This is a genomic window from Arthrobacter sorbitolis, from assembly GCF_054510995.1.
This window is the reverse complement of sequence record NZ_JBTNDM010000009.1, coordinates 51,674-70,525: the sequence shown is the minus strand read 5'-3', so window position 1 is coordinate 70,525 and position 18,852 is coordinate 51,674. Positions and strand designations below refer to the sequence as shown.

The window sequence follows — 18,852 nt, the reverse complement described above, 5'->3', positions numbered from 1 at the left end:
TGTCCGCGGTCCCTGGACGCCGTGGGCGGGAGGGTGCGAGCGAGGCTTCGTTCCCACTGAGCGGGGTCGGTCGGTGGGAATGGTCGAACATTCCCACCGGGAATGCCTTCACAGTGGGATCGAGGACCGGGTGGGGTCGCGGACCGGGTGGGATCGACGACGGCGGGGACCGCCACCGCGACGGAGAGCGGGCTCCCCGACGGCGGGGACCGCCACCGCGACGGAGAGCGGGCTCCCCGACGGCGGCGGATCGGACTACGGGGCTAGCGGCCGGTCCCGGCGTAGACGGTGGCCGTGGCGTCGCCGTCGAGCTCGAAGGCCGCGTGGACGGCGCGGACGGCGTCGTCGAGCAGGTCGGCTCCCGTGACCACGGAGATACGGATCTCCGACGTCGAGATCATGTCGATGTTCACGCCGGCGTCGGAGAGGGCGCGGAAGAAGCGGTACGAGACGCCCGGGTTGGATCGCATGCCCGCGCCGATGAGGGAGAGCTTGCCGATCTTCTCGTTGTACTCCACCGCCTCGAAGCCCACGCGGTCCTGTGCCTCGGCGAGCGCGGCCAGGGCCTCGGCGCCGTCGACGATCGGCAGGGTGAAGGAGATGTCCGTGCGGCCCGAGCCGTGCGTCGAGACGTTCTGGACGATCATGTCGATGTTCGTGTTGGCGCCCGCGACGATCCCGAAGATCTCGGCCGCCTTGCCCGGGATGTCGGGCACGCCGACGACGGTGACCTTCGCTTCGGAGCGGTCGTGCGCTACGCCGGAGATGATGGGCTGTTCCAAGGGTTCTCCCTCTTGAATCTTGATCTGGTCGTCGGGGCTGGGCAGGACCCAGGTGCCCTCGTTGTGGCTGAAGGAGGAGCGGACGTGCAGGGGGACCCCGAAGCGCCGTGCGTACTCGACGCAGCGCAGGTGCAGGATCTTCGCGCCGGACGCGGCCATCTCCAGCATCTCCTCGCTCGAGATGGTGTCGATCTTCTGCGCGGACGGGACGACGCGCGGGTCCGCGGTGTACACGCCGTCGACGTCGGTGTAGATCTCGCAGACGTCCGCGTCGAGGGCCGCCGCGAGCGCCACGGCCGTGGTGTCCGATCCGCCGCGGCCGAGGGTGGTGATGTCGTTGCTCTCACGGCTCATGCCCTGGAAGCCGGCGACGATCGCGACGTCGCCCTTCTCGATGGCCGTCAGGATGCGGTGGGGGGAGACGTCGATGATGCGGGCCTTGCCGTGGATGGCATCCGTGATCATGCCGGCCTGGCTGCCGGTGAAGGACTGGGCGGAGGCGCCGATCCCGTGGATGGCCATGGCGAGCAGGGCCATCGAGATGCGCTCGCCCGCGCTCAGCAGCATGTCCATCTCGCGGGCGTCGGACGTCGGGCTCACCTGGGCGGCGAGGTCGAGCAGTTCATCGGTGCTGTCGCCCATGGCGGAGACGACGACCACCACGCGGTGGCCTGCGGACTGCGTCTCCACGACCCGCTGCGCGACCCGCTTGATGCCCTCGGCGTCGGCGACGGACGATCCGCCGAATTTCTGGACTATGAGGCTCATGCACTCGCTCACTGGGGATGACGGCGGCAACTCGCCGTACTGGCTGGGAATCCAGGGGCGGCAGCACCGGCGCCTCGGGGGCGCGGACGGGAGTCCGACGCCCGTGCCAGTCTAGCGGGGGGCCGTTTGCGCGCTCAAAGTCCGGGTCCGATTAAGAACGGGCCGCAGGACGGTGGTTCCGGACCGTCCTGCGGCCCGAACGCGGCGGTGTCGCCTACGCTCATACCATGACTGACGACTTTGGGGGAATCGTTGTCGAGGGGGTTGCCAGGAGCTTCGGCTCCGTGCAGGCGATCCGCGACATCGATTTCGTGGCCCCGCCCGGGGAGGTGACCGCTCTGATCGGTCCCAACGGCTCCGGCAAGACGACCCTGCTGCTGATGATGGCGAGCCTCCTGGCGCCCGATCTCGGCACCATCCGCGTGGCGGGCTTCGATCCCGTCACGCAGCCCGCCGAGGTCAGGAGCCGGATCGGCTGGATGCCGGACACCCTCGGCGTCTGGGAGTCCCTCACCGCCTTCGAAGTGCTGAGGACCGTCGGCGCCCTCTACGGCATGAGCGCCGCGGACAGTGCCCGGCGTGCCGACGAACTGCTGGTCACCGTCCACCTCACCGAGTTCGGCCGGCAGCCCGCCCGCGTCCTCTCCCGGGGCCAGCAGCAGCGGCTCAGCCTCGCCCGCGCCCTGATCCACGACCCGCAGGTGCTGCTCCTGGACGAACCCGCCTCCGGACTCGACCCCGGGTCGCGGGTGGAGCTGAGGTCCCTCCTGCGCTCCCTGGCCGCCGCCGGCAAGACCGTCGTCGTGTCGAGCCACGTCCTGTCGGAGCTGGACGAGATCGCCGACCGCGCCGTCTTCGTCAGCCGCGGCCGGTCGGTCAAGAGCCAGACGCTCGACGAGGCCGGCAGCCAGGCACGCCGCTACTACGTCCAGGCGGAGCCCATGACGGCGCTCGCCGCGGCTCTGCAGAGCTACGGGGTCCGCTTCGAGACACGCGGGGACTCCAGGCGCGAGGAGTTCCTCGTCCAGCTCGGCAGCACGGCGGAAGCCTCCTGGCTGCTCCGCACCCTGGTGATGGCCGACGTCGTCGTCACCGCCTTCGCACCTGCCGGGGGAGCCCTCGAGGAGACCTACATGAGCCTGGATACGGACCGACTATGAGCACAGTGACCGAACCCTCGACGCCGCACCCTGTCCACTCCCCGACCACACTGCCCTTCCGGTCCGCGGTCCGTACCGTGTTCTCGCTCGAGATGCGGCAGCGCCTGCGGGGCAAGGGCTGGTACTGGATGCTCGCCATCTGGTTCGTCGTGATCGCGTTCATCTTCGTGCTCGGCACGGCGTTCCTCGCCACGACGGACAACGAGGGCGGGATCCTCTTCGACCTGGTGGTCGGCTTCGTGCTGCTCTTCGGCCTGCTCGTCGCGCCGGGGCTGTCCGCGAACGCCGTCAACGGGGACCGGGCGGGCGGCACCCTCGCGATCCTGCAGGTGACCCTCCTGACCCCCGGGCAGCTGCTCTTCGGCAAGTGGCTCGCCTCCTGGGTGGGATCGCTCGCCTTCCTCGTCCTCAGCAGCCCCTTCATCCTCTGGGCCCTGGCGCTGGGCGGAGTGGACGCCGCGGAGGCGCTGGTCTCCCTGCTCATGCTGGCGGTGGAGCTGGGCGTCGTCTGCGCCGTCGGTGTCGGCGTCTCGGCGCTGGCCAACCGGCCCCTGTTCTCGATCGTCAGCACGTACATGCTGGTCGCCCTGCTGGCGGTCGGCACCGTGATCGTCTTCGGCCTGAGCACCACGCTCGTGATGGAGGAACGCACCGTGCGGTCGTCGTACTACACCTACCCCGAGAGCAGCCTCGACAGCGTCGGCGTCCCGGACCCGGAGGCGGAGGCGGTGTGCCAGTCCCAGACCTACACCGCCGAGCTACCGAACACGCAGTACATCGCGTGGATCCTCGCGGCCAATCCGTTCGTGGTGGTCGCCGACGCCGTGCCGTACAAGATCCCGGACGTGCCCGGGACCACGGCCCCGGGGCCGGGCGGGACGGGCAGCTTCTACTCGCCGGGCGTCATGGAGACGGTGAGCCAGGGTGTGCGCTCGGCACAGGCGGGGCCCGACCTCGACGTCACCTGCGAGGAGTCGATGCTGGGACGCCAGCCGCTGCCGCAGGGGGTGCCGATCTGGCCCCTCGGCCTCGGACTCCAGCTGCTCCTCGCCGGCGCGCTCCTGCTCATCGGCCGTCGGAGGCTGACGATGCCTGCCCGGCGCCTCGCGCAGGGGACGCGCATCGCCTGATGCGGGGTGGGGTCAGGACATGGCCCGGCGGCCCTCGAACGCCCGTCCGAGGGTCACCTCGTCGGCGTACTCCAGGTCTCCACCCACCGGCAGGCCGGAGGCGAGCCGGGTCACCGGGATCCCGATGGTCTTGAGCATGCGCACGAGGTAGGTGGCCGTCGCCTCCCCCTCCAGGTTGGGATCGGTCGCGATGATGATCTCCTGGACCTTCTCGTCCGAGAGTCGGGCGAGCAGCTCGCGGATGCGCAGCTGGTCCGGGCCCACCCCGGCGATCGGATTGATCGCGCCTCCGAGGACGTGGTACCTGCCGCGGAACGAGCGGGTGCGCTCCACGGCGATCACGTCCTTGGATTCCTCGACCACGCAGATCATGGACGGATCGCGGCGCGGGTCGCGGCAGATGACGCACCTGTCCTGTTCCGCGACGTTGCCGCACACGGTGCAGAACTTCACGCGTTCCTTGACGGTGGTGATCGCCGTGACGAGGCGCTGCATGTCCTCGCTGTCCGCCTCGAGGATGTGGAACGCGAGTCGTTGCGCCGATTTCGGTCCTACCCCGGGCAGGCGTCCGAGCTCGTCGATCAGCTCCTGCACTGCGCCTTCGTACACGGTGTTTCCCTCTTCTGCTGATCCGGTCGGCCGGCGACGTCGACGCCCTCGGCATGCTGCGCGCCCGCCCGCGGAGGGCGGGTGAGCGCTCTTCCATTGTCCGCCCTGCGGAGCCGGGGTCGGGTCACTGCGGCGCGATTACGCCGTGGGCATCGCCCGGTCCGTCGGGCGGGTGAGGACCAGATGGAGGACGCCGGACGGAGAGGGGGTCGCCTCGATGTCGAAGCGTCGTTCGAGCCCCTCCAGCCCGTCCCACAGCCGTTCGCCACGGCCCAGGACGATCGGCACGAGGACGACGTGCAGGTAGTCGATCAGATCGGCCTCGAGGAATTGCCGGACGGTGGTGACGCCGCCGCCGATGCGGATGTCGAGGCCGCCGGACAGGGCGCGGGCCTGCTCGAGCGCGGAGACGGGATCCGCGTCCACGAAATGGAAGGTCGTGCCGCCGTCCATCTCGAGGACCGGCCGCGGATGGTGCGTGAGCACGACGACGGGGGTGTGGAAGACAGGGTCGTCGCCCCACCACCCCTTCCACTCCTCGTCCTCCCAGGGGCCGCGTTGAGGGCCGAACTTGTTGCGCCCCATGATCTCCACGCCGATCCCGGACCCCCACGACGCCGCGAACGCGTCGTCGACGCCGAGGGATCCGGCGCCGTCGCCCGGGAGGCCCATCTCGCGGAACGTGCGCGTGCCGACAGCCCACTGCATCAGCCGTGGACCGGCGTGACCGAACGGCGCGTCGAGTTGCTGGCCCTCACCCGTGCCGAATCCGTCGAGGGAGATCGAGAAGTTGTGGACGCGGACGAGTGACATGTCATCTCCTGGTGCTGGTCGTTCGCCAGAACCCTAGACCCACCCATCCCGATCGCTCAAGAGCGAGGGCCGCTGGTCCTCCGACCAGGCCCGGTCCGGCCGGTACGGGAGCAGGTCACTGGCCGTCGATGCTGCGTTCCTCGACGAGCCGTCCGTTGAGGATGCGTTCGATCGCCGTCCGGCCCACGAGTCCGGACTCCTCGAGCGTCTCGTCGTCCGCGCTGGGCTCGTCCTCGATGAACCGGCGGGCGGCGGCACCCCTCGCGGCCGCGGCTTCTTCGGCCCGCTTCCGTTCGGCCTCGTCGAGGAGCTGCTGGTATCGGCTGATCGGTTTCTGCCGGATGTCCTCGGCGGGAGCCGGGCGGTCGGGTGCACCAGTCGCGTTCGGTCCGGTGGCCGGGGCCGGTCCGGTGGGCGCGTCCGGGACAGGGCCGCGTGGCGCGCCGCCTGCCAGGCCTCGCGGAGGTGCGGGTGACGACGGCGCGGAGGAGGCGGGTGGCGTCGGGGCCCCGGGAGGGCTCCACACCACAGAGCGCGACGGCGCCGGTCCGGCGGCATGAGCCGCTGCGCCAGCGGCGTGCTGCGGTCCGGTCGCAGGAGCTCCTGTGGAGGCGGGCGCGGCCTGGGCCGGGACGTCCGGACGCGCTGCCGGCGGCGTGCTTGTCGGACGTGCCGGACGTGCCGGTGCAGCCCCCTGCGGCTCCCTGGGCGTGCGGTCGTACGGATCCTCGGGCACCGGGCCCCAGTCGCCCCCCGGGTCGAAGGCCTCCTCGGGCGGCTCGACCAGCGCCCAGGAGTCATCGGACATCGACGGATCCCACGCGCTGACGGCCTCGGACGCGGGAGGCTCGGAGGAGGCGGTCCGGCCTGCACCGCGACCGTCCCCGCGGCGGGGTCCCGAGCCGCTGGTCCGGTTCTGTTGGCCTGTGCTCTCCCCGGTCCTGTCCCGTGGCCCTGGAGTGCCGCCCGACCGGGCTCCTCCGGGTGCCGGCCGCACCGCCGGATGGCTGCCGGAGCGGGATGGCATGGCGGGCGCCTGTCCGCCGGTCGCGGAAGCATCGCCCGACGCGGTACCTGCGGGCGGGGACGCCACAGGAGCAGCTGCCGGAGCCGCTGCCACAGGTGTAGGTACACCGGGGACGGAAGCGCCGGGAGCGGCAGCGGTTCGCGGCGCGGCCACGGATTCCGGCACACCCGGGACGGCAGCGCCGGGGCCGGCAGCGGCCGGGGTGGTTGTCGCTGGTGGTGATGCCGCCGCTCCTGATGCATCGGGCACGGAAGCGCCGGGCGACGACGATGCTTCAACAGGCATGTCGCCGCGCTCCTGCGCGTTGCCGGGCGGGGACGGTGCGGCAGGCTGCGTGTCGCCGCGCTCCTGCGCGTTGCCGGGCGGGGACGGAGCAACTGCAGGCTGCGTGTCGCCGCGCTCCTGCGCGTTGCCGGGCGGGGACGGAGCAACTGCAGGCTGCGTGCCGACGCGCTCCTGGGGGTTGCCGGGCGAGGGCTGGTCGCTCACTCGGCCGACACCGGGGGTGGAGCGCCCGGCCGTCCCGTCGACCCTCCCTGCGTCGGCAGGAGCCTGCGCTCCGCCGGGCCGGGCGCCTTCGGCAGCAGTGCGGGCGGCCGCCGGCGCGGGAGGAGCGAGGCCCGGGTTACTCCCCGGAACCGCCTGGCTGGCCGGTACTTTTGGGCCCGACTCACCCGCCCCGCCGGCGTCGTGGACCGCCTCGATGGAACACGTCAGTCCGAGGACCTTGTGGATGGCCTGCTTCACGTTGTCCATGTGGGGTCCCCGCTGGAACCCGATGGCGTTGCCCTGGTTCGCGAAGGCGAGGACCAGCTGGTTGCCCTCGAAGGACCGCGGCTTCGCGGAGACGTTGACGATCAGCCAGGTGGCCCGCTTGATCCGTGCGACCTCGTCCATGATCTCGGGCCAGGCGCGGCGGATCATCTCGACGCTGCCACCGGACGCGCCCGGCTGACCCTGCTGACCCGACTGGCCCTGGTCCGGGCGCCGGGCATCCTGCTGCGGCCGGCCCGGGCCTGACTGGCCCGGTCCTGACTGGCCCGGTTCTGACTGGCCCGGTTCTGACTGTGGTCGACCGTGCTCCGGAGTGCTGCGGGACGGTTCCTGTGGCGCTGCCGGGGGTGCTTCCTGCGGTCGGGAAGGCGCACCCCACGACGGCGCGGTGCTCTCGCCACGGGCCGGCGCCCCGTCCTCCGGTGCGCCGGGGACGTCGGGACGCTGACCGTGCCCGGCAGGCGCCTGCCGGGGAGCCGAGGGGCCCTGTCCCTGCGCGTCGTCTCCCGCAGGACCGCGCTCGCCGTCGGACTGCCCGCCGCCCAGGGGGGCCGGTGCCGAGGGTCGATCCGGCGAGGGGCCCGACGCAGCAGGAGAGGCCGGAGGTGCGGCAGGAGCGGCAGGGCCGGCAGCGGCGGACTCCGCGACGGCGGTCCGCTCGGTCGCCGGCTCGTTCGTCCGCCCGTCCGCCTGTACCTCTGGATCCGGCGCTCCGGGGGGCGCGGCAGCCGCCGGTACGGCGGGCGACGCCGGGTCCCCGGTTCGTGCGGGCTCGCCGGTCGTCGGCTGTCCGGCCGGACGGCCCTTCTGCTCGGCGAACGCGGAGTCGGTGGACACGCCCCAGCTGCCGCCCCAGTCGGGCGACGAATCCTCAGGGGCCCCCGCCCCTCCCGGCCGGCTGCCGCGGGACGCGGCCGGGACGGCGGGGGAGTGGGCGCCCGCGACACCGCCCGCGACACCGGCCGCCGGAGCTGCCTGGTCGTTCGAGGGCAACGACCAGCGGGCCGCAGCCTCTTCGGCCGTCCTGGGGACATCGAGACGCGGGCGGGCGGGCGCCTTCGGTGCTTCCTCGGGCTCTGCCGCGGGAGTGCCGGCGGCGTACTCGAGGCGGCGTTCGATGCGGTCGACCCGGGCGAGGGTGCCGCGCACGGTGGCGTCCGCTGCCGGGAGCAGCAGCCGTGCGCAGAGCAGCTCGAGATGCAGCCGGGGCGAGGTGGCGCCCGTCATCTCGGTGAGTGCGGTGTTGGTGACGTCGGCTGCGCGGGAGAGTTCCCCGGCGCCGAGCTGGTTCGCCTGGGCGCGCATGCGGTTCAGCTGGTCGTCCGGGACGCCGCGGAGGATCGACGATGCTCCCTCGGGCACGGCGTTGATGACGATGAGGTCGCGGAAACGCTCCAGCAGGTCCTCGACGAAGCGGCGGGGGTCATGTCCCGTCTGGATCACGCGGTCGACGGCGTTGAACACGGTGGCGGCGTCCTCGGCGGCGACGGACTCGACCACGTCGTCGAGGAGCGTGGCGTGCGTGTAGCCGAGGAGCGAGACGGCGAGCTCGTAGTCGAGCCCGTTCTCGCCGGCACCGGCCATGAGCTGGTCGAGCACGGAGAGGGAGTCGCGCACCGACCCTCCGCCCGCGCGGATCACGAGCGAGAGCACGCCGGGTGCCACCGGCACGTTCTCCTGCCGGCAGAGCTGCTCCAGGTAGGCCATGAGGGGTTCCGGCGGGACGAGCCGGAAGGGGTAGTGGTGGGTGCGCGAGCGGATGGTGCCGATCACCTTGTCGGGCTCCGTGGTCGCGAAGATGAACAGGATGTGCTCCGGCGGCTCCTCGACGATCTTCAGCAGGGCGTTGAAGCCCGCCGACGTGACCATGTGGGCCTCGTCGATGATGAAGATCTTGTAGCGGTCACGGACGGGTGCGAAGGTCGCGCGTTCGCGGAGGTCGCGGGCGTCGTCCACGCCACCGTGGCTGGCGGCGTCGATCTCGATGACGTCGAGGCTGCCGGATCCGTTGCGGGCCAGGCCGACGCAGCTGTCGCACGTCCCGCAGGGCGTGGAGGTGGGGCCCTGGGCGCAGTTGAGGCAGCGGGCGAGGATACGGGCCGACGTGGTCTTGCCGCAGCCGCGGGGCCCGGAGAAGAGATAGGCGTGGTTGATGCGGTCCTTGTCGATGGCCGCCATCAGGGGTTCGGTGACATGCTCCTGGCCGATGACATCCGCGAAGGTCTCGGGACGGTAGCGACGGTAGAGGGCTGTACTCACGGATGAACCTTATCGGTTGGTGCTGACGGTTTGCATGCCGGGCCGGCGGAGGGGGGGATCAGCGTTGCGGGGTCCACGATCCAGGGATCACGTGGCAACCGGACGGGGTCGAAGGACGCGAGGGCCGCCTCGAGCGATCCTCCGGGAAGGCCCAGCGAGGCGAGGATGGTGTCCAGCACGGCACGCGGCGACCGGCCCAGCCCGGCGAGGTCCTCCAGTGTCACAGCGCCGTCCCGTTTTGCCAAGCGGCGTCCTCGGGTGGTCACCGCCAGGGGCACGTGGGCGTAGGAGGGAGCCGGCAGCCCGAGCAGCGACCCCAGGTAGGCCTGCCGCGGAGCGGACTCGAGCAGGTCCGCTCCCCGCACCACCTGGTCGATGCCCTGGGCCGCATCGTCGACGACGACGGCGAGGTTGTAGGCGATCACGCCGTCGTTCCGCCGCAGCACGAAATCGTCCACCGGGGCCGTGACCTGCCCTGCCAGCCGGTCGTGGACCGTCCAGGTTCCGACGGCGGAGGCGAGGCGCAGCGCCGGACGCCGTTGCGCCCGCCGTCGTTCCCGCTCGTCCTCGCCGAGTCCCCGGCAGGTGCCCGGGTAGAAGCCGGGGCGGCCGTGCGGGGCGCTCGCCGCGTCCGCGACGTCACGGCGCGAGCAGAAGCACTCGTACACCAGCCCCTGTGCCTGCAGCATGTCGAGGGCCTGCCCGTAGCGGTCGGACTGCTCGCTCTGGCGGAGGACGGGTGCGTCGGAGGAAAGCCCCAGTGCGGCCAGTTCGGCGAGCTGCTCCGCCTCGGCCCCGGCCCGGACGCGGTCGAGGTCCTCGACCCGGATCAGGAAGCGCCGGCCCGTCGACCGGGCGAACAGCCAGGCGACGACGGCGGTGCGGAGGTTCCCGACGTGCAGCCGTCCGGAGGGGCTGGGGGCAAACCGGCCGGCACCCTTGCCTGCCACGTCCGACCTCCCGCTGCGCTCGCTTAAAGTGAAGACCCCCCATGCACCTGCCAGAGCCCGCTTACCCTTGCTACCTTCCGGTCCTGGGGGAGTTCACAGGATGACACCACATGAGGGGCCGGGAAAGAGTCTACACAGGAGCATGCGTGGCTTTCGAATCGGCGGCGGGTGTCGGCCGGGCGGCCTGCGCGAGGGGGCGATTCGGCAGGATGCCCTTGTATGGGTATTCTGGTATCTGCTCCAAATGAGGAGGATTCGCCTAGCGGCCTATGGCGCACGCCTGGAACGCGTGTTGGGTTCACGCCCTCGGGGGTTCAAATCCCCCATCCTCCGCTCGAAGCACACAGCTGGACCCCGGCCCCATGGCCGGGGTCCAGCTGGTTAAGCCGTCGACGGGTCGGCGGAGCCGGTCACGCGGCGGATGCGCTTCTTCGCGGCCGCCTCCGCAGGGCCCTCGGGGCCGAGCCCCAGCCGGATCACTCCGAGGACGATCCTCACCGCCGTGCGGATCGGCAGGGGGATCGGACCCAGCGACGGCACCCGCAGGCCGAGCATCTCGCGATGCCTCGGTTCGAGGGTGGCCACCGCCCCGGCGAGCAGGATCTGGTAGCCGAGCCGCTGGGAGCGCGGGAGGGGTGGGCGGCGGATGTAGGTCAGCGCCTCCTGCACCTGGTCGCTGTTCGTGAGTTCACCGTCGAACGCCGCGAGTTGCGATCGGAGCTCCGCCTCGGACCGGGGCGGGTCCTCGAGGCCCATCAGGTGCCCCGCGTGGGCCCATTCCGCCACGTACCGGTCCACGCCCCCCGGGATGGGGCCGCCGTACGCGGCGTGGGCGGCGACGAAGGCGTCGGTGAAGGCCAGGTGCACCCAGCGGGTGAGATCGGGGTCGGCGGCGGAGTAGGGCCGTTCCGCGCCCCGGCTGTCGGTGTACGTGCCCTTGACGCGGGTGTGGAGGCGCTGGACGAACGCCGACCCCTCCTGGGCTGCGGCCTTCGACCCGTAGGTGACGGTGAAGATCCAGCGGATGGTGTTGGCGAGGCGGCCGAGAGGCTCCTCGCGGAAGCTGGAGTGCGCATGGACACCCGCCATCGCCCCGGGGTGCAGCGCCTGCAGCAGCAGGGCGCGGATGCCCGCCACCGTGGGGGTCATCGAGCTGTGTACCGTCCAGACCGCCGAACCGACGGGGAAGTAGCCGGCGTCGTCGCCCTTCTCGAACTCGAACTGCCACTGCGGGATGCTGGGATCGCCGTCCGTGAAGGTGGTTCGGAGCTGCAACTTCCACGTGTCGATGATTCCCATGCGACGACCTATCCTGTTGATGACGTGCGGCCTCCCCGGCCGTCGTACCTTCCAACGTATCCCCGCGCCCGTTTGCTCCTGCTCCGCCCGCCGACCCGGGACCATCCGTGCGGCGGAGCGGAACGAAGCAGGAGGACCATCACCCACCAGGGAGCAGCCATGTCCTCGTCGGACCTGTACCAGATCGATCTCACCATGAACGACGGCACCCGGAAGTCCTTCGGCGACTACCGCGGGCAGCCCGTCCTGGTGGTGAACGTGGCGTCGAAGTGCGGCTTCACCCCCCAGTACGCCGGGCTCGAGGAGCTCTACGGGAAGTACGCGGAGGAGGGGCTGGTGGTGCTCGGCATGCCCTGCAACCAGTTCATGGGCCAGGAGCCGGGCAACGACGGCGAGATCGCCGAGTTCTGCTCCACGACGTTCGGCGTGACGTTCCCGCTGCTGTCGAAGGGCGACGTCCGCGGGAAGGACCAGCACCCGCTCTACGGGCAGTTGACGAAGTTCCGGACCGGTGTCCTGCCCGGGCTCGTGAAATGGAACTTCGAGAAGTTCCTCGTCAACCGCGAGGGGGACGTCGTCGCGCGCTTCGCCCCCACCGTGGAGCCTGACGCCCCCGAGGTCGTCGCGGCGATCGAGGACGTCCTGGCGCGTCCCGCCGCCTGACGCGTCCCCACCGCGCGCACGCGGGCGCGGTGGGGAGGCGCGGGGGCGCCGCGCGTCAGCCCAGGGAGGCGACGCAGCGTGTGAGGAAGGCGGCGCCCGCCTCCTCGTGAATCAGCGTGCCCTCGGTGAGCACCTCGTAGGGCTTGGCGGGGATCCCGTCGGCGGGTCGCACGTCCACGTGCGCGACGTCGAACCCCTGGTCGTGCAGGTAGTCCGCCATCGCGTAGTCGGTGCGGGAGTCGCCGACCGTCCGCCACGTCCGCGGGATGTCCATGAGCGGGGCGATGAGCGTGAGGGCGCGCTCGGCGCCGAGATCCTTGCCGACGCGCACGGATTCGATGTCCGTGGAGATGATGGTCGGATCCACCCGGAAGTGGATGTCCCCGCCGCTGTCCGGCTCCTCGCGGTCCAGCCGGCAGGCACCCATGTCGTGGCTGTGCATGATGTCGAGCGCGTCGCTGTCGAAGGCGCGTTGCCCCTCGAGGTAGTCGGCGTTCGTCGCGTCGAGCGACTGCTCGACCGACACCATGGCGAGCTTGGTCTCGTCGAAGAACATGAGGGCCGAGTACTTCTCCTCCACGAGGTCCCGGACGTCGTCGGCGAAGCTGGTCGGCAGGGCGAGGTCGCGGTCGACGAAGACCTGGCCTGCGCCGTCGGCGGTGAACGAGAACCACGTGGCTCCCTTCTCGCAGACCGCGTGGAAGGTGATCCCGGCCGGGATGCCCCGGGCGAGCATCGGCTCCATGACCTGTTCCCTGATGAAGGAGTCCGAGCGGCCGGTGTTGAAGACGACGGGCCATCCGGCGGCGGCGAGCGTCAGCAGGTCGGCGATGATACCGGCCGGCACGGTCCGCGTGACGGGGCTCGCCACCGGCCCGTCGACGTCGAGCAGCAAGCCCTGGGCAGGCCTTCCCGCGCCGGGCGCGGGGGCTGAGGGAGCGTCGGGGAGCAGGTCGATCGGGGCATCCGTAGGCATGGTCCCATTATGTTCCCGAGCTGCACCCGACCCGTAGTCGGCCCCTGTCCGGGCGCCCTGCGAGTCCCGTGGGAGACTGCTGGGCATGAGTACCACCCCGGGCATCGTCGTCGTGGGGTCCGTCAACGCGGACCTCGTGGTCACCCTCGAACGCCGTCCCCGACCCGGCGAGACCGTCCTGGGCCGGACGATGACCGTGCTGCCCGGCGGCAAGGGCGCGAACCAGGCGGTGGCCGCGGCGCGGCTCGGCGCCGACGTCGTCCTGGTCGGAGCCGTGGGAACGGACGCGTATGCGGGCACTGCGCTCTCGGCGCTGACCGAGGCGGGCGTCGACCTGGGCGCGCTCCGGCGGATCGACGGCAGCACCGGTATCGCCGTCGTCGAGGTCTCCGACGACGGCGAGAACACCATCGTGGTGCTGCCCGGCGCCAACGCGCACATGACGCCGCAGCTCGTCGCCGTATCGGCCGATGTCATCGGCGGGGCCGCGGTCGTCGTCGTCCAGGGCGAACTGCCGGCCGGCGCGACCGAGGCGGCCGTCCGGGCCGCGTCCGGGCGCGTGATCGTCAACCTCGCGCCTGTCGTCCCGGTCGACCCGGCGGTGCTGCTGCGCGCGGATCCGCTGGTCGTCAACGAGCACGAGGGGGCACTGGTCCTGGCACAGCTCGGGGGCGGGGAGGCGTCGGGTCACCGGGCGGTGGTGGAGGCACTGCTCGGGCGCGGCTTCGCGTCGGTGGTGCTGACGCTCGGCGCCGCGGGCGCACTCGTGTCCGACGGCGGTCCGGTCCTGGCGGTGGCCGCGCCCCGCGTCGACCCGGTCGACACGACCGGTGCGGGCGATGCCTTCGTCGGTGCCCTCGCGGCGCGGCTCGCGGCCGGTGATCCGCTCGAGGACGCCGTCCGGTTCGCCGTGCGGGTCGGTTCCTACGCCGTCCAGCACGCGGGCGCGCAGCCCTCCTACCCGACGCTCGACGACAGGCTTCCCGCACTGCCCGCGGACGTGCCGCGGCACGACCTCTGAGCCCCGGGGATGGCGCCGTCGTGCCCCTCACGTTCCATTGGCCGAAGCAACGACCTAGGCTGTAGCAGTGATCTTCAAAGCAGTGCGCGACGGACGGCCCTACCCGGACCACGGACACGTGACCCCCAAGGACTGGGCCGAAGTGCCTCCCCGGCAGGTGCGGCTCGATGAACTCGTGACCACCAAGACCACCCTCGATCTCGAGGCGCTCCTCGCGGAGGACTCGACGTTCTTCGGCGACCTCTTCCCCCACGTGGTGCTGTGGAACGACGTCATGTACCTGGAGGACGGCCTGCACCGCGCGGTCCGGACCGCCCTGCACCAGCGGAGCATCCTGCACGCGCGAGTCCTCGTCCTCGATGACTGAGCAGGAGTCGCCCCGGCGGCAGCGGCCGGAGGACTCGCCGCGCCAGCAGCGGGCGAAGGCCAGGCGGGATCCGACCGAGTGGCACGGCCACCGCATCGTCACCGAGACCGATCTCGGCACCGTCTTCGAGGAGGACGACGCCGCCCGGCGGAGGCGCATCTCCCGGCGCAGGATCCGGCACGGGATCGTGCTGGTGGTGCTCGTCGGGCTGGTCGCCGCCGGCGTCGTCCTGGCGCTCGGCCTCGTGCGTGGCGACATCAGGATCGGTTCCTCCGAGGCCGTCCCGGAGCCCACGTCCACGTGCCCTGCCGGGCCGTTCGACTACCAGGACCCGAGCGCGATCACCGTGAACGTCTACAACGGCACGACTATCGACGGGCTCGCCGGTACGGCTGCCGAGCAGCTCCGCGGGCGGGCGTTCGCGGTACGCGACATCGGCAACCGGGAGGGTGGCTCCGCCTCCGTGTTCATCGTCTCGGGCGAGGGCGGACGCGCCAACGCGTTCACGCTGCAGCGCACGTTCCCCGACTCGGTCTACGTGCCGGACGAGCGGGAGGACAGGACGGTCGACGTCGTCCTCGGCTCGTCCTTCGCCGGCCTCGTGCCGCCGGAGAAGGTGGACATCACCCCGGCAGGGCTCACCTGCGCGCCCGAGGAGGGCTCGACGCCGACCCCCACCGCTCCTTAGACGTACTGGGCCGTGAGCCCGACGCCGTGGTGGACACCGCCGTCCCGGTGGGTCACGACGCCGCGCGGTTCCGCACCGCCCGACGACGGACCGCCAGCGGATAGACGATCCACAGCAGCAGCACCAGGAGCAGGACCGACCCCGCCACGACGAGGCCCGCGAATCGGCCGACCACGAGGTCGAAGATCAGCCAGGCGGTACCCGCGAGGACGAGTCCCACGAGGGCGATCGTCGCCTGGATGATGACGGCGGTGTGCCGGACGAGCGTCGCCTTCACGCGCAGGCCGAACAGGACGCGGTGCAGGTTGACCGACGACAGCACCAGGGCCGTGATCAGCGCCGACAGGCAGACGAGACCCAGGTAGACCATCACCTGGGTGTCGTCGAGCTCGTCGAAGCGGCTCTGGAACGGCAGGGTCAGCAGGAATCCGGTCAGGATCTGGATGCCGGTCTGCATGACGCGCAGCTCCTGCAGCATCTCCTGCCAGTTCCGGTCGAGGCGCTGGTTGCTGCTCTCGCCGCGTCCGTCGTCCGGCACCGATCCGTCCGCGACGTCGTCGGACGCGGCGGGCTCCTCCTCGAGCGGGTTCGTCGCGGTGCTCACGATGCGCCTCCGCCTGCCGCTAGGAGCGCGCGCCGCCCTGCCAGACGGCGTCGAACGGGGCGTTGGACGCGACACGGTTGCGGATGCCCTCCGTGACGAAGTCCTTGGCGGTGCGGGCGGCGTCGAGCGGTGCCGCGCCCTTGGCGAGTTCGGCGGCGATCGCCGCGGCCAGGGTGCAGCCGGCGCCGCTGACGGCGACCTCGCCGACCTTCGGGGCGGACAGCACCTCGAGGGTCTCGCCGTCGAAGTAGACGTCCACGGCGTCGGGGCCCTCGAGACGCACACCGCCCTTGGCGAGGACGACGGCGCCGCTCTGGCGGTGGATGATGCGGGCGGCCTCTTCGAGGTCCTCGAGGGACTCGATGGTGATCCCCGAGAGGGACTCCGCCTCGAAATGGTTGGGTGTCACGAAGGTGGCCAGCGGCAGGATGTTCGCCTTCAGGGCCTGGTCGGTGTCGAGGGCCTCGCCGGGCTCCTGTCCCTTGCAGATCAGCACGGGGTCGAGGACCACGTTGTCCCACTCCTGGCTCTTCAGTGCCGTGGCCACGGTGTCGATGGTCGCCGGCGTGCCGAGCATGCCGAGCTTGACCGTGCGCAGGGGATAGCAGGACTGGATGGCCTCGAGCTGGTCGGCGATGACCTGCTGGTCCACGGGTACGAAGCGGTGCTGCCACGCGTTCTTCGGGTCGAAGGAGACGATGCAGGTCAGCGCCACGATGCCGTAGACCCCGAGCTCCTGGAACGTCTTGAGGTCCGCCTGCGCGCCTGCGCCGCCCGTCGCCTCGGATCCGGCGATGGTCAGGGTGACGGCGGGGGTTACGGGGGTCTGGGTCTCGGCCATCTCCCTAGTCTGCCCGAACCGGCTCGGGGGCGGCCACCCGTGCGCCGGCGAGGATGTCGTCGAGCGCCGGCCCGAGCGTGGAATAGGTGAAGCGGAAGCCCTCATCGAGCAGTCTGCGGGAGCTCACCCAGCGGCTCTTCAGGACGAGTTCGGCCTCGGTGCGGATGAGCCTCCCGCCGAGGTGCAGGAGCCAGGCGGGTGTCGGCAGGCCCGCGGGGACGCACAGGTGCTGCCGGACGGCTGCCATGAGTTCGGCGTTCGTCACCACGTCCGGCGCGGCGACGTTGACGGGTCCGGAGAGGGACGGCGACCCGGCGATGAACACCACGGCGCGGAAGAGGTCGTCGAGGTGCACCCAGCTGAACTTCTGGGCGCCCGTGCCCATGGGGCCGCCGAGGCCGGTCCGGGCGAGAACTGTCAACGGCGTCATCACACTGCCGCGGCCGAGCACGATCGAGAGGCGCAGGGCGACCTTGCGCACTCCCGGGGCGTCGGCGTCGGCCTGTGCCCTCTCCCACGCCCGGGCCACCGAGACCGAGAAGCCCGTGCCGAGTTCGCCGTCGTCCTCCGTCTGGGGCCTGTCCGTGGCGTGGCGGTAGATGGTGCCGGTGCTGGAATTGATCCACACCGGAGGCGGCGCGCCTCCGCCGGCACGGCACAGGGCGAGGGCCCGGCCGAGTTCCTCGGTGGTGTCCACGCGGGAGGAGAAGATCGCGTCCGCGTTCCGCTTGTTGTAGCGGCAGTTCACGCTCCGGCCGGCGAGGTTGACGAGCAGGTCGGCGCCGTCGAGCGCGGCGGCGATGCCCCTCGTGTCACCCCAGACGGTGGGGCCTGCGCGACCGATGGTCCTCACCTCGACGCCGGCCTCGGTGAATCGGCGGACGAAGTGCGTGCCGATGAAGCCCGAGGCTCCCGCGATGACGACCGTGCTGATGCTCGACGGGATGTTCATTGCACGCGGACCAGCTTCCAAATACTGGCGCGGGCCACCGCGGCCGCGCCTCCGATGACGAGGGCGGTGGGCAGGCTGTCCCGGGGCAGTGTCGAGGGGGAGAGCAGGGCGGTGACGAGGAAGGCCGTCACCGCGAACGCCGCGAAGAAGATCCCGACGTGGACCCACTGGTTGCGTACCGGGCGCAGGAGGAGTCCGAGCACGATGCCGAGGGGCAACCCCGTGACCAGGCCGATCCCGAGGCCGTACCAGAGCGCCAGCAGGAAGACCCGTGGCGCGTCGGCTCCCCACGAGGAGGCGAAGGCCAGCGCGAGGACGGCGACCCCCACGAGGAATCCGACGGCGACGGCGCCCGGGCCGAAGGTCAAGCGCCGGCGTTCCGGGGGCCTGTCGTCGGGTGATGCGCCGTCGGGTGTCCCGCCGTCGGGTGTCCCGCCGTCCGCGCTCATTCCCGTGTCCCCCGGATCAGCTGCACGATGTCCTCGACGATCTTCCGGACCACCGGTAGCCGGGAGAGGATCACGAGTTTCGAGATCAGCGGCGCCACCTGGTGGATGAGCCGGCGTGTGCGGGCCTGGGAGGGGGAGGAGTCGTACACCCAGAAGAGCGTCACGGCCATGTAGGCGAACCAGAGGAGTTCGGGCAGGTCGTCGCGGATGGCGAGCGGCGGTTGAGGCCTCGACACGGCCACGGCCTGCCGGAACAGGGCGATGGCCCGGGCGCGGGCGACGGCGGATTCGCTGCCGAAAGGGCTCGTCGTCGCCGAGGGCTTGATCGCGATGCCGATGAAGTTCGAGCCGAAGTCGTGGTACGGCTCCATGACGTCGATCCCCGTGTTCAGCACGATCCGCAGGAGTTCACCGAGGTTCTGGCCCTCGCGCAGCAGTGGCAGTGCGCGGGCACGGTGCTCCTCCTGCAGGCTGCGGTACAGCTCGTGCACGAGATCGTCCTTCGAGGCGAAGTAGTAGTACGCACTCCCCGTGGAGACGTTCGCGGCCGACGCGATGGCGCGCATGGTGGTCTTCTCGTAGCCGACCTCGCGGAAGAGCCGGAGCGCGGTGGACACCAGCAGCTCCCTCGTGGCTTCGCTCTTGGCTGTGGCGGCGGGCATCGGGCTCTCTTTCTGAACGTGTTCAATTCGGAGTATAGCCCTGAATTGAACACGTTCA

Annotated in this window: 18 protein-coding genes, 1 tRNA gene and 1 other RNA gene; 7 read left to right on the top strand and 13 right to left on the bottom strand. The window is 71.3% G+C overall.

Annotated elements, in window-relative coordinates; genetic code table 11:
- Window positions 1–263: 263 nt before the first annotated feature.
- Complete coding sequence (locus tag ACX80K_RS14300; RefSeq protein WP_459272560.1) at window positions 264–1,550, bottom strand: aspartate kinase; 1,287 nt, start codon at window positions 1,548–1,550, stop codon at window positions 264–266.
- A gap of 227 nt (window positions 1,551–1,777) precedes the next feature.
- On the opposite strand from ACX80K_RS14300, the gene ACX80K_RS14295 reads away from it, so the two are divergent.
- On the top strand, window positions 1,778–2,710 hold the full coding sequence (locus tag ACX80K_RS14295; protein WP_459272559.1) for an ABC transporter ATP-binding protein: 933 nt from the start codon (window positions 1,778–1,780) through the stop codon (window positions 2,708–2,710).
- Window positions 2,707–3,840 carry an ABC transporter permease gene (locus ACX80K_RS14290; RefSeq protein WP_459272558.1) on the top strand — a complete coding sequence of 378 codons (1,134 nt, stop codon included), beginning with the start codon at window positions 2,707–2,709 and terminating at the stop codon, window positions 3,838–3,840. Before ACX80K_RS14295 ends, ACX80K_RS14290 begins: the two co-directional genes overlap by 4 nt.
- A 12-nt stretch (window positions 3,841–3,852) precedes the next feature.
- On the opposite strand, the gene recR is transcribed toward ACX80K_RS14290, so the two are convergent.
- The 5 genes from recR to ffs form a co-directional block, all read right to left on the bottom strand.
- Window positions 3,853–4,449: a recombination mediator RecR gene (recR, locus tag ACX80K_RS14285; protein WP_459272557.1), complete on the bottom strand. Its 597-nt coding sequence runs from the start codon at window positions 4,447–4,449 to the stop codon at window positions 3,853–3,855.
- A gap of 138 nt (window positions 4,450–4,587) precedes the next feature.
- The gene (locus ACX80K_RS14280) at window positions 4,588–5,262 is read right to left on the bottom strand and encodes a dihydrofolate reductase family protein (protein ID WP_459272556.1); all 675 of its coding nucleotides are present in this window, start codon (window positions 5,260–5,262) and stop codon (window positions 4,588–4,590) included.
- A gap of 115 nt (window positions 5,263–5,377) precedes the next feature.
- A complete protein-coding gene (locus ACX80K_RS14275; protein ID WP_459272555.1) occupies window positions 5,378–9,322 on the bottom strand; it encodes a DNA polymerase III subunit gamma and tau in 3,945 nt (1,314 codons plus the stop codon).
- The gene (gene gluQRS, locus ACX80K_RS14270; protein ID WP_459272554.1) at window positions 9,319–10,272 is read right to left on the bottom strand and encodes a tRNA glutamyl-Q(34) synthetase GluQRS; all 954 of its coding nucleotides are present in this window, start codon (window positions 10,270–10,272) and stop codon (window positions 9,319–9,321) included. Before gluQRS ends, ACX80K_RS14275 begins: the two co-directional genes overlap by 4 nt.
- A 27-nt stretch (window positions 10,273–10,299) precedes the next feature.
- An RNA gene (gene ffs, locus ACX80K_RS14265) (signal recognition particle sRNA small type) lies at window positions 10,300–10,395 on the bottom strand.
- 125 nt (window positions 10,396–10,520) lie between these two features.
- On the opposite strand from ffs, the gene ACX80K_RS14260 reads away from it, so the two are divergent.
- A tRNA-Ser gene (locus ACX80K_RS14260) sits at window positions 10,521–10,605 on the top strand.
- A 48-nt stretch (window positions 10,606–10,653) separates the two neighbouring features.
- Here the strand turns inward: ACX80K_RS14260 and ACX80K_RS14255 are convergent.
- Window positions 10,654–11,571, bottom strand: a complete 918-nt coding sequence (locus ACX80K_RS14255) for an oxygenase MpaB family protein (protein ID WP_459272553.1) — start codon at window positions 11,569–11,571, stop codon at window positions 10,654–10,656.
- Between the two features lie 159 nt (window positions 11,572–11,730).
- On the opposite strand from ACX80K_RS14255, the gene ACX80K_RS14250 reads away from it, so the two are divergent.
- On the top strand, window positions 11,731–12,234 hold the full coding sequence (locus ACX80K_RS14250) for a glutathione peroxidase (RefSeq protein WP_459272552.1): 504 nt from the start codon (window positions 11,731–11,733) through the stop codon (window positions 12,232–12,234).
- A 55-nt stretch (window positions 12,235–12,289) separates the two neighbouring features.
- On the opposite strand, the gene ACX80K_RS14245 is transcribed toward ACX80K_RS14250, so the two are convergent.
- On the bottom strand, window positions 12,290–13,210 hold the full coding sequence (locus tag ACX80K_RS14245; RefSeq protein ID WP_459272551.1) for a Cof-type HAD-IIB family hydrolase: 921 nt from the start codon (window positions 13,208–13,210) through the stop codon (window positions 12,290–12,292).
- A gap of 85 nt (window positions 13,211–13,295) precedes the next feature.
- On the opposite strand from ACX80K_RS14245, the gene ACX80K_RS14240 reads away from it, so the two are divergent.
- From ACX80K_RS14240 to ACX80K_RS14230, 3 genes are all read left to right on the top strand, one after another.
- Window positions 13,296–14,231: a ribokinase gene (locus tag ACX80K_RS14240; RefSeq protein ID WP_459272550.1), complete on the top strand. Its 936-nt coding sequence runs from the start codon at window positions 13,296–13,298 to the stop codon at window positions 14,229–14,231.
- A gap of 67 nt (window positions 14,232–14,298) precedes the next feature.
- A complete protein-coding gene (locus ACX80K_RS14235) occupies window positions 14,299–14,598 on the top strand; it encodes a type II toxin-antitoxin system VapB family antitoxin (protein ID WP_459272549.1) in 300 nt (99 codons plus the stop codon).
- Window positions 14,591–15,286: a LytR C-terminal domain-containing protein gene (locus ACX80K_RS14230; RefSeq protein WP_459272548.1), complete on the top strand. Its 696-nt coding sequence runs from the start codon at window positions 14,591–14,593 to the stop codon at window positions 15,284–15,286. Before ACX80K_RS14235 ends, ACX80K_RS14230 begins: the two co-directional genes overlap by 8 nt.
- 52 nt (window positions 15,287–15,338) lie before the next feature.
- Here the strand turns inward: ACX80K_RS14230 and ACX80K_RS14225 are convergent, their stop codons facing one another.
- From ACX80K_RS14225 to ACX80K_RS14205, 5 genes are read right to left on the bottom strand one after another with little or no spacing between them, the layout of a single operon-like run.
- The gene (locus tag ACX80K_RS14225) at window positions 15,339–15,890 is read right to left on the bottom strand and encodes a DUF6328 family protein (RefSeq protein WP_459272547.1); all 552 of its coding nucleotides are present in this window, start codon (window positions 15,888–15,890) and stop codon (window positions 15,339–15,341) included.
- A gap of 19 nt (window positions 15,891–15,909) precedes the next feature.
- On the bottom strand, window positions 15,910–16,731 hold the full coding sequence (gene thiD, locus ACX80K_RS14220; protein ID WP_459272546.1) for a bifunctional hydroxymethylpyrimidine kinase/phosphomethylpyrimidine kinase: 822 nt from the start codon (window positions 16,729–16,731) through the stop codon (window positions 15,910–15,912).
- A 4-nt stretch (window positions 16,732–16,735) separates the two neighbouring features.
- Window positions 16,736–17,683 (bottom strand): TIGR01777 family oxidoreductase, encoded by a 948-nt coding sequence (locus tag ACX80K_RS14215; protein WP_459272545.1) that lies wholly within the window; start codon window positions 17,681–17,683, stop codon window positions 16,736–16,738.
- Window positions 17,680–18,132, bottom strand: a complete 453-nt coding sequence (locus tag ACX80K_RS14210) for a hypothetical protein (protein WP_459272544.1) — start codon at window positions 18,130–18,132, stop codon at window positions 17,680–17,682. The genes ACX80K_RS14215 and ACX80K_RS14210 overlap by 4 nt, the downstream gene beginning before the upstream one ends.
- Window positions 18,129–18,794 carry a TetR family transcriptional regulator gene (locus ACX80K_RS14205; RefSeq protein ID WP_459272543.1) on the bottom strand — a complete coding sequence of 222 codons (666 nt, stop codon included), beginning with the start codon at window positions 18,792–18,794 and terminating at the stop codon, window positions 18,129–18,131. The genes ACX80K_RS14210 and ACX80K_RS14205 overlap by 4 nt, the downstream gene beginning before the upstream one ends.
- Window positions 18,795–18,852: the final 58 nt, after the last annotated feature.

Excerpts from the sequence above, each read along its gene's own strand:
- ACX80K_RS14300 (WP_459272560.1), bottom strand. The coding sequence starts at position 1,550 with ATGAGCCTCATAGTCCAGAAATTCGGCGGATCGTCCGTCGCCGACGCC.
- ACX80K_RS14295 (WP_459272559.1), top strand. The coding sequence starts at position 1,778 with ATGACTGACGACTTTGGGGGAATCGTTGTCGAGGGGGTTGCCAGGAGC.
- ACX80K_RS14290 (WP_459272558.1), top strand. The coding sequence starts at position 2,707 with ATGAGCACAGTGACCGAACCCTCGACGCCGCACCCTGTCCACTCCCCG.
- ACX80K_RS14280 (WP_459272556.1), bottom strand. The coding sequence starts at position 5,262 with ATGTCACTCGTCCGCGTCCACAACTTCTCGATCTCCCTCGACGGATTC.
- ACX80K_RS14255 (WP_459272553.1), bottom strand. The coding sequence starts at position 11,571 with ATGGGAATCATCGACACGTGGAAGTTGCAGCTCCGAACCACCTTCACG.
- ACX80K_RS14250 (WP_459272552.1), top strand. The coding sequence starts at position 11,731 with ATGTCCTCGTCGGACCTGTACCAGATCGATCTCACCATGAACGACGGC.
- ACX80K_RS14245 (WP_459272551.1), bottom strand. The coding sequence starts at position 13,210 with ATGCCTACGGATGCCCCGATCGACCTGCTCCCCGACGCTCCCTCAGCC.
- ACX80K_RS14240 (WP_459272550.1), top strand. The coding sequence starts at position 13,296 with ATGAGTACCACCCCGGGCATCGTCGTCGTGGGGTCCGTCAACGCGGAC.
- ACX80K_RS14230 (WP_459272548.1), top strand. The coding sequence starts at position 14,591 with ATGACTGAGCAGGAGTCGCCCCGGCGGCAGCGGCCGGAGGACTCGCCG.
- thiD (WP_459272546.1), bottom strand. The coding sequence starts at position 16,731 with ATGGCCGAGACCCAGACCCCCGTAACCCCCGCCGTCACCCTGACCATC.
- ACX80K_RS14215 (WP_459272545.1), bottom strand. The coding sequence starts at position 17,683 with ATGAACATCCCGTCGAGCATCAGCACGGTCGTCATCGCGGGAGCCTCG.
- ACX80K_RS14210 (WP_459272544.1), bottom strand. The coding sequence starts at position 18,132 with ATGAGCGCGGACGGCGGGACACCCGACGGCGGGACACCCGACGGCGCA.
- ACX80K_RS14205 (WP_459272543.1), bottom strand. The coding sequence starts at position 18,794 with ATGCCCGCCGCCACAGCCAAGAGCGAAGCCACGAGGGAGCTGCTGGTG.